This is a genomic window from Kocuria sp. CCUG 69068, from assembly GCF_020833785.1.
Lineage (GTDB): Bacteria > Actinomycetota > Actinomycetes > Actinomycetales > Micrococcaceae > Kocuria > Kocuria rosea.
Map to the genome: position 1 here is coordinate 1 of NZ_PDDL01000125.1, position 9,045 is coordinate 9,045.

8 protein-coding genes are annotated in these 9,045 nt (G+C 73.9%); 4 read left to right on the forward strand and 4 right to left on the reverse strand.

Annotated elements, in window-relative coordinates:
- Window positions 1–1,534: L,D-transpeptidase family protein (locus tag CRM73_RS16680; RefSeq protein WP_370658559.1), on the forward strand; the 1,534-nt coding region annotated here is incomplete at its 5' end.
- 70 nt (window positions 1,535–1,604) lie between these two features.
- On the opposite strand, the gene CRM73_RS16685 is transcribed toward CRM73_RS16680, so the two are convergent.
- From CRM73_RS16685 to CRM73_RS16700, 4 genes are all read right to left on the reverse strand, one after another.
- The gene (locus tag CRM73_RS16685) at window positions 1,605–2,207 is read right to left on the reverse strand and encodes a TIGR03085 family metal-binding protein (RefSeq protein ID WP_017832772.1); all 603 of its coding nucleotides are present in this window, start codon (window positions 2,205–2,207) and stop codon (window positions 1,605–1,607) included.
- 102 nt (window positions 2,208–2,309) lie between these two features.
- Window positions 2,310–2,765 (reverse strand): DUF3817 domain-containing protein, encoded by a 456-nt coding sequence (locus tag CRM73_RS16690; protein WP_035926853.1) that lies wholly within the window; start codon window positions 2,763–2,765, stop codon window positions 2,310–2,312.
- Window positions 2,752–4,710, reverse strand: coding sequence for an ABC transporter ATP-binding protein (locus CRM73_RS16695; protein ID WP_115162338.1), 1,959 nt, complete (start codon window positions 4,708–4,710; stop codon window positions 2,752–2,754). The genes CRM73_RS16690 and CRM73_RS16695 overlap by 14 nt, the downstream gene beginning before the upstream one ends.
- Complete coding sequence (locus CRM73_RS16700; protein ID WP_035926857.1) at window positions 4,710–6,443, reverse strand: ABC transporter ATP-binding protein; 1,734 nt, start codon at window positions 6,441–6,443, stop codon at window positions 4,710–4,712. The genes CRM73_RS16695 and CRM73_RS16700 overlap by 1 nt, the downstream gene beginning before the upstream one ends.
- Window positions 6,444–6,670: 227 nt before the next feature.
- Between CRM73_RS16700 and CRM73_RS16705 the strand changes: the two genes are divergently transcribed.
- The 3 genes from CRM73_RS16705 to CRM73_RS16715 form a co-directional block, all read left to right on the forward strand.
- Entirely contained in the window at window positions 6,671–7,462 is a 792-nt protein-coding gene (locus tag CRM73_RS16705; RefSeq protein ID WP_017832768.1) for a DeoR/GlpR family DNA-binding transcription regulator, read from the forward strand.
- On the forward strand, window positions 7,459–8,433 hold the full coding sequence (locus CRM73_RS16710; protein WP_229588575.1) for a 1-phosphofructokinase family hexose kinase: 975 nt from the start codon (window positions 7,459–7,461) through the stop codon (window positions 8,431–8,433). The genes CRM73_RS16705 and CRM73_RS16710 overlap by 4 nt, the downstream gene beginning before the upstream one ends.
- Window positions 8,434–8,502: 69 nt before the next feature.
- Window positions 8,503–9,045 (forward strand): PTS sugar transporter subunit IIA (locus tag CRM73_RS16715; RefSeq protein WP_229588577.1); only part of this gene is annotated, 543 nt, incomplete at its 3' end.

The window sequence follows — 9,045 nt, forward strand, 5'->3', positions numbered from 1 at the left end:
CGAGGAGCGGCCGGCCGCACCGCGGCCGGAGTCGCAGGAGACCGCCGCCGCGGCCGCCGCGGAGAACGCGGACGTGCCCGCCGAGGTCCGGCAGGCCCTGGAGGCCGCCGCGGCCCGGGCGTCCGCCAGGACCGGGGAGCCGACCGGGGAGATGCGCCCCTGGAAGGGGGGCTGGGAGTGGCCGCACCAGAGGGGCGTGGTCCTCTGGTCCGAGGCGCACGGTGCGCACTTCGTGCAGCTGCGGGGCGCGATCGGGCACCGGTGGAGCTCCACGGGCGGCGTGGACGTGCTGGGCTGGCCCGTGGACGACGAGTCCTGCCTCCTGACGGGCGGCGGGTGCCGGCAGTCCTTCTCGAAGACCCGCACGATCTACTGGAGCTCCTCCACCGGGGCGCGGACCGTCAACACCCGGGGGGCGATCGGCCACCAGTGGGTGCTCGGCGGGCGCGAGGCCGGGGCCTACGGCTACCCCACGACCGACGAGGTCTGCGGGGCGGCCGGCGGGTGCCGCCAGTCCTTCGCGGGAGACCGGACGATCTACTGGACCTCGTCCACCGGGGCGCGGACCGTCAACACCCGGGGCGCGATCGGCCACAAGTGGGTCCTCGGCGGGCGCGAGGCCGGGAGCTACGGCTACCCCACGACCGACGAGGTCTGCGGGCTGGCCGGGGGCGGGTGCCGTCAGTCCTTCACCAAGGCGCACACGATCTACTGGAGCCCCGGGACGGGGGCCCGGGCGGTCAAGACGAAGGGCGCGATCGGGCAGCGGTGGATCGCCACGGGCCGCGAGCGGGGGTCGCTCGGCTACCCCGTCACGGACGAGGTCGGCACCGGCACCGTGCACCAGAAGTTCCAGCGGGGACTCGTCACCTGGAGCCGCGCCACCGGCGCCCGGACGCACCTGTTCCGCGGCGAGTGCCACCACCTCAACACGGGGCGCTCCGTGCAGCCGACCCGCAACGCGGCGCGCGTGTCCCTGACCATCGCCGAGGGCTACGGGCGCTCGCAGGCCACGTTCGTCAACTGCGTGCGGATCGGCGGAAGCTACGTCGAGGAGTGGCGGACGTCCGCCTACGTGGGGGCCAGCGGGTTCAAGCGGCCCGGGGTGCCCTCGGGGCACACGCAGTACCTGTTCTCCCCGCAGGGCTCGTACTCGGTCACGGAGTCCTTCGGGGTCTACAACCCGGGCACCGCGCTGCCCTACCGGCAGCTCAACCCCAGCTCCCGGTGGGGCGGCCGCCTGGGCACGCTCTACAACAAGTACTTCGAGTCCACCGGCTACACCTGGCCGGACGAGAACATGTGGTACTTCTCGCTGTCCGGCGACTACCGGCTCGGCGTGGTGATCAACTACAACCGCCCGCCCGACTCGTCCATCGTCCAGGGCAACGGCTTCGCGATCTTCCTGCACGCGAACAAGAAGCCCACGGCGGGGTGCATCGCCCTGCACGAGCACGAGGTCGCCCGGTACATGCGCACCGCGCGCCCCGGTGACCGGATCATCATGGGCGTCCGGGCGGACCTGTTCCGCTGACGGACCGGGGACGCCAGGAGGGGGACCGCGCGGCGCGCGGTCCCCCTCCGTCGTCGGTGCGGGTCACGGGCTACTCGACGGACTGCTCCACCCGGGCCTGCTCCCGGCGGCCCAGGGCCCACAGCACCAGCTCGCTCGGCACGGCGCGCAGCACGCGCACGGTCCCCGTCCTGCCGCGGCCGCCGCGCACCGCGCCGTAGGACGGGGCGATGAGCACCACGGTGTCCTCCTCGTCCTTGAGCACCACCTTGGCCAGCAGGCTCAGGGACCGCCACAGGGCCTGCTCCTCGTCGTGCAGCAGCGGGCGCTCGTGCCAGTCGGGCTGGGCCCGGCGGACGTCCTCGTGGTGGACGAAGTACTCCACGGTGTTGATCCGCTTGTCCACCGGTCCGAGCCGCGCGGGCGAGTACAGCGGCGGGTGCTCCACCTTCCGCACGAGCTCCTCCCAGGGCTGGCCGGCGACGGCCTGCTCGGCGCGGCGGGCGCGCTCGCCCAGCACGGGCACCCGCGGGAGCACCTGGCCGGCCAGGACGTCCGGCCGCCCGGAGCGCACGACGAGGTGCACGGCGAGGTCGCGGGTCCTCCAGCCCTCGCACAGGGTCGGGGCGTCGGGGCCCAGTCGGCGCAGGAGCGCGGCGAGGTGCCGGCGCTCGACGTTGGCGAAATTGGTCACGTGGATCCTCCTCGTGGCGCCGCCGTCGGTCGGCGGGGCCGTCCTGATGTCCACGCTATACCGGGTGCGTGCCCGCCAGGAACCGGCGCGGCCGGGCCGGGCTCAGCCGCGGGGGACGGGCGGGCCCAGGTACAGGAGCACCGAGGTGAGGCCCGCCACCACGACCGCGCCCGCCGCCACGGCCAGCCATGGGCTGCGGAGGGACCAGGCCTCCAGCCGCTCCGGCACGGTGGTGGGACGGTCGCCGCCGGGGGCCAGGCGCCAGCCGCCGTCGAGCCGGCCCGTGCGCTCGGCGCGGCGCTCGAAGGGGATCGTGGCCCAGGGGACGACCGCGCTGGCCAGGCCCAGGGCCCCGAAGCCCGCCGACCACCGCTGGTCCACCCAGACGAAGCAGGTCACCACGCAGTAGCCGAGGAACACGACCCCGTGCAGCATGCCGAAGACGGGCACGAAGGCATCCGAGACCCCCGTGTACTTCAGGACCATGCCGAGGATCAGCAGCGTCCAGGTCACCGCCTCGGCGAGGGCGAAGCGGCCGTAGAGCTCACGGGGTGTCATGGGTGGTGCTCTCCTGCACGTCGAGGGGCTGCTGGTCGGTGGGGGCGTCGTCGGGGACCGCCGGAGCCGCGAACTGGCTCGCGTGCAGCGCGGCGTACGCGCCCCGGGCGGCGAGCAGGTCGTCGTGGGCGCCCCGCTCCACGATCCGGCCGTCCTCCATCACCAGGATGATATCCGCGTCGCGGACGGTGGAGAGACGGTGCGCGATGACGAACGAGGTCCGGTCGCTGCGCAGCGCGGCCATGGCCTGCTGCACGAGCACCTCGGTGCGGGTGTCCACCGAGGACGTCGCCTCGTCCAGGATCAGCAGGGAGGGGTCGGACAGGAAGGCCCGGGCGATGGTGATGAGCTGCCGCTCGCCCACGGACACGTTGCTGCCCTCCGGGTCGATCACGGTGTCGTAGCCCTCCGGCAGCGCGCGCACGAAGCGGTCCACGAGGGTCGCCCGGGCGGCCTCGAGCACCTCCTCGTCCGTGGCGTCCAGCCGTCCGTAGCGGATGTTCTCCCGGATGGTCCCGCCGAACAGCCAGGCGTCCTGCAGGACCATCCCGACCCGGGAGCGCAGCTCGGCGCGGGAGAGGTCGGTGATGTCCACGCCGTCCAGCGTGATCCGCCCGGCGTCGAGCTCGTAGAAGCGCAGCACCAGGTTCACGAGCGTCGTCTTGCCGGCGCCGGTGGGCCCCACGACGGCCACGGTCCGGCCGGGGAGCGCCTCGAAGGTCAGGTCCTGGAGGAGCGGGGCCCCCGGGACGTAGGAGAAGGAGACGTGCTCGAAGCGCACCCGGCCGGGGGACCGTTCGGGCAGGCGGGCGCGGGCGGTGTCGGCATGCTGCTCCGGGGCGTCGAGCAGCTCGAAGGCGCGCTCCGCGGAGGCCACCCCGGACTGCAGGGTGTTGGCCATGCCCGCCATCTGGGACAGGGGCTGGGTGAACTCCCGCGAGTACTGGATGAACGCGGTCGCCGCCCCGAGGCTCAGCTGCCCGGAGGCCACGCGCAGCCCGCCGAGCACGGCGATGCCCACGTAGGAGAGGTAGGAGATGAACTGCATGACGGGCATGATCGTGCCGGAGACGAACTGTGCCCCGAAGGCCGCCCGGTACAGCTCCTCGTTGCGCTCGTCGAAGCGCTCGGCCATCTCCTGCTCGCGGCCGAAGACCCTGATCAGCTCGTGGCCGGAGAACGAGTCCTCGATGTGCCCGTTGAGGGCGCCGGTGGCGCGCCACTGCTCCGTGAACAGGCGCTGGGCGCGCACCCCGATGAACCCGGCGGCCCCCGCGGACAGGGGGAGGGCGACCAGGGCCACGAGCGCCAGCTGCCACGACACCACGAACATCATGATCACGATCCCCACCACCGTGAGCAGGGACTGGACCAGCTGGGCGAAGGAGTGCTGCAGCGCCGTCTGGACGTTGTCGACGTCGTTGGTCACCCGCGAGAGCACGTCGCCGCGCTCACGGGTGTCGAACCACCCCAGCGGCAGCCGATTCAGCTTGTCCTCGACCGCGCTGCGCAGGTCGTGGACCACCTGCATGACCAGGCGGTTGAGCAGCCAGCCCTGCGCCCACATCAGCAGCGAGGCCACCAGGTACATGACCAGCACCGCCGCGATCAGCCGGGCGAGCGCGGAGAAGTCGATCCCCGCCCCGGGAACGACGTCCGCGGCGGAGACCAGGTCCGCGAGGTTCTGCTCGCCCCGGTCCCGCAGGTCCTGGGCCACCTCCGCCCGCGTCGCGCCCGCGGGCATGTCCCGGCCGAGCACCCCCGTGAAGATCACGTCCATCGCCCGGCCCAGGACGAGCGGGGCCCAGACGTTGAGCGCCACGGACACGGTCCCGGCCAGGAGGACGAGCACCAGCGCCCGCCGCTGCGGGGCGAGCAGGCCCAGCAGTCGTCCGGCGGAGGACCAGAAGCGCTGGGGCCTGCGCGGCGGGGCGGGCGCGGCCATCAGGCCACCTCCTCCGCGCGGGTCTGCGACTCGACGATCTCCCGGTAGGTGCCGGAGGTGGCCAGCAGCTCGTCGTGGGTCCCGCGCGCCGTGATCCGCCCGGCGTCCAGGACGAGGATCTGGTCCGCGTCCCGGACGGTGGACACGCGCTGGGCCACGACCAGGACGGTCGCGTCCCGGGTCGCCGGCACGAGGGCGGCGCGCAGCCGGGCGTCGGTGGCCACGTCCAGGGCGGAGAACGAGTCGTCGAAGAGGTACACCACCGGGCGGGCCACCAGCGCCCGTGCGATGCACAGCCGCTGCCGCTGCCCGCCGGAGACGTTGACGCCGCCCTGGGCGATCGGGGCCTCGAGCCCCCCGGGCATCCGGCGGACGAAGTCCTCCGCCTGTGCGGTGCGCAGCGCGGCCCAGAGCTCCTCGTCCGTCGCCCCGGCGTCCCCGAGCCGGAGGTTGGAGGCCACGGTGCCGGAGAACAGGTACGGCCGCTGCGGCACGAGGGCCACCCGGGCGGCGATCTGCTCGTGGGACAGCCGGGGCAGCGGGACGCCGTCGAGCTCCACCGTGCCCCCGGTGGGGTCCAGCAGCCGGGGGACGAGGTGCAGGAGGGTGGACTTGCCCGACCCGGTGGCGCCGACGACGGCGGTCGTCCGGCCCGGCCCGGCCCGGAAGCCCACGCCCTCCAGCACGGGCAGCTCCGCCCCGGGGTACCGGAACGTCACGTCGCGCAGCTCCACCGCACCGGTCCGGGAGGCCGGGACCACGGGCTCGGCGGGCTCCCGCAGGGAGGGCTCGGTGCGCAGCACCTCGGTGATGCGCTCGGCGCACACCATGGCGCGCGGGACCATCATCACCATGAACGTCCCCATCATCACGGCCGTCAGGATCTGCAGGAGGTACTGCAGGAACGCGGTGAGCGAGCCGACCTGGATCTGCCCGGCCCCCACCCGCTGGCCGCCGAACCACAGCACGGCGGCGGTGGCCAGGTGCAGGATCATGGTGATGACCGGGAACATCAGCACGAACAGGGAGCCGATGCGCACCGACACGTCGGTGAGCTCCCGGTTGGCGGCCGCGAAGCGGCGGCGCTCGTGGTCCTCCCGCACGAAGGCCCGCACCACCCGGATGCCGACGATCTGTTCGCGCAGCACCGCGTTGATCCGGTCGATCCGCCCCTGCATGAGCCGGAAGAGGGGCATGAGCAGGCCCACCAGCACGCCCACCGCGATCCCGAGCACGGGCACCGACACCCACACGAGCCAGGAGAGCCCGGCGTCCTCCCGGAGAGCCATCACGATCCCGCCGGCGCACATGATGGGCGCCGCCACCATGAAGTTGAGCCCCATGAGCACGAGCATCTGGATCTGCTGGACGTCGTTGGTGCCCCGCGTGATGAGGGTGGGGGCCCCGAAGCCGTTGACCTCGCGGGAGCCGAAGGAGCCGACCTGCCGGTGCACGGCGCGGCGGAGGTCGCGGCCGGTGCCCATCGCCGCCCGGGCCGCGCAGTACACCGCGGCGACGGCGGCCGCGACCTGCAGGAGCGCCACGCCGAGCATCACCTCCCCGACGCGCAGGATCAGGCCGGTGTCGCCCCGGACGACGCCCTCGTCGATGATCCGGGCGTTGAGGCTCGGCAGCAGCAGCGCGGCGATCGTGGCGACCAGCTGGAGCGCGACGACGGCCAGGACCCACGGCAGGTAGCGGCCGGTGTGCTGCCGGACGAGACGGAGAAGCATGGGCGTCCGCTCCTGGTGGCGGGACGGGCGGGGCGGACCGGGCGGTCCGTGATCCAGGCTACGCCGGGGCGCGGACACCGTGCCCCGCCCGGTCCGCCGGGGCCTCGCCGCCGATTGTGGCCTTTCGTGAAGTGGATCACTACAACCCCTGGTAAAACCACACGAACTCACATAAACTCAAGGGAACGCAAAGACAGTCCATCGTTCCCGTCCGTGAGGTGCACGCCATGTTCGCAGAAGAACGCCAGGCCGAGATCGCCGAGCTGGTGCTCACGACTCGCCGGGTCAACGGCGCGGACCTGGCACGCCGCTTCGACGTCACCATGGAGACGGTCCGGCGCGACCTCGCGGCCCTCGAGGCCGCGGGCAGGCTCCGCAGGGTGCACGGGGGCGCCGTCTCCGCGGACCAGTCGACGTCCGACGAGAAGGCCATCTCCTCCCGCAAGCACCTGAACACCCCGGAGAAGCGGCGGATCGCGCAGGCGGCGTTCGACCTCCTGCGCACCAGCGGGGCCGGGGCCGTCGTGCTCGACGCCGGCAGCACCGTCGAGGCCCTGGCCGACCTCATCGTCCGCACCGACTCCACCCTGCCGGACGGGCAGGAGCAGCTCATCATCACCCACGCCCTGCACATCGCCGCCAAGCTCGCCGACGCCTCGGGCATCGGGCTCGAGCTCGTCGGCGGGCGCGTCCGCAAGCTCACCTGGGCCGCCGCCGGCGGACGGGCCGCGGAGCACTACACCCGCCTGCGCCCGGACCTCGCGTTCGTGGGCTGCAACGGGATCCACGCCGCGTTCGGGCTGAGCACCCCGGACCCCATCGAGGCGGTCGTCAAGACCGCCATCATCCAGACCTCCCGCCGGGTCGTGGTCCTCTGCGACTCGGCCAAGCACGATCAGGAGACCCTCATGCGCTTCGCGTCGCTGGACGAGATCGACACCCTCATCACCGACCGGGCCCCCGGTCCCGAGCTGGCCGCCGCCCTCGAGGAGGCCGACGTCGAGGTGGTGATCGCGTGATCCTCACCGTCACCCTCAACCCGTCCCTCGACCGCACGGTCGAGCTCCCGGCGCCGCTGCGCCGCGGCGCCGTCCAGCGCGCCGACGGCGCCCGGCAGGACGCCGGCGGCAAGGGCGTGAACATCTCCCGGGCGCTGCGCGCAAGCGGCGTCCCGACCCTGGCCGTGCTGCCGGGCGACCCCGGCGATCCGCTGCTGGCGGAGCTCACCGCGGCCGAGGTCCCCTACGAGGCGGTCCCCGTGGGTGCCCCGATCCGCTCGAACATCACGATCACCGAGCCGGACGGCACCACCACCAAGATCAACGCCCCGGGTGCGCCGCTGGGCACCGAGCACGTCGACGCCGTCGTCGAGCTCCTGGTGGACCGCGGCGCGGACGCCTCCTGGGTGGTCCTGGCCGGCTCGCTGCCGCCCGGCGCCCCGGAGGACGTCTACGCCCGGATCGTCCGCCGGGTCCGCACGGCCCTGGGGGAGCGCTCGCCCCTGTTCGCCGTGGACACCTCCGGGGCGGCGCTGCAGGGCGCCGTGTCCGGCGACGACGCCCTGCCCGACCTCATCAAGCCCAACGGCGAGGAGCTCGCCGAGCTCGTCGGGACGGTCGACGGCGAACGGCTCGAGGCGGACCCCGACCTCGCGGCCGCCACCGCCGCCGCGCTCGTGGACCGCGGCCTGGGCGCGGTCCTCACGACCCTCGGGGCCGGCGGGGCCGTGCTCACCGTCCCGGAGGGCTCCTGGCACGCCGTCCACGCCCCCGTGGCCGTGCGCTCCACCGTGGGCGCCGGCGACAGCTCGCTCTCGGGCTACCTCATCGCCCAGGAGCGCGGGGACGCGGCGCCGGAGTGCCTGCGGCAGGCCGTGGCCTCCGGGTCCGCGGCGGCCGCGATGCCGGGCACCCGGGTCCCCGCCCTCTCCGAGACCACCCCCGAGGCGGTCACCGTGCGGGAGCTCCCCGCGCGCGCCGTCTCCGGCTGAACCGCACCACTCCACCCCACCTCATCCGAACCACCCGGGCCACCGGCCCGGCCGCTCAAGGAGGACATCGTGTCCGAGCTCATCACTCCCGACCTGGTCTCGCTCGACCAGGACCTGGGAGCAGACAAGGAAACCGTCATCGGCCGGCTCGCCGCCCTGGTGCAGCGCACCGGCCGCGCCGAGCAGCTCGACGGGCTGCTGGCGGACGCCATCGCCCGCGAGAACAAGACCGCCACCGGCATCCCCGGCGGCATCGCGATCCCGCACTGCCGCTCCGCCGCCGTGACCGAGCCGACCCTGGTCATGGCCCGGCTCGCGCAGGGCGTCCCCTGGGGCGCCAAGGACGGCCCCGCCGACATCGTCTTCTTCATCGCGGCGCCCGAGGGCGCCGACCAGACGCACCTGAAGCTGCTGGCCAAGCTCGCCCGCTCGCTGATGAAGAAGGACTTCGTGGCCGCCCTGCGCGCCGCGCGGTCCGAGCAGGAGGTCGTCCGGATCGTCGACGACGCGCTGGGGCTCGGCGGGACCGCCGAGGGCGCCTCCGCGACCGGCCCGGCGACCGCCGGCGCCACGTCCGCCGCCGCGGTGCCCGCCTCGGTCGACACCCGGGCC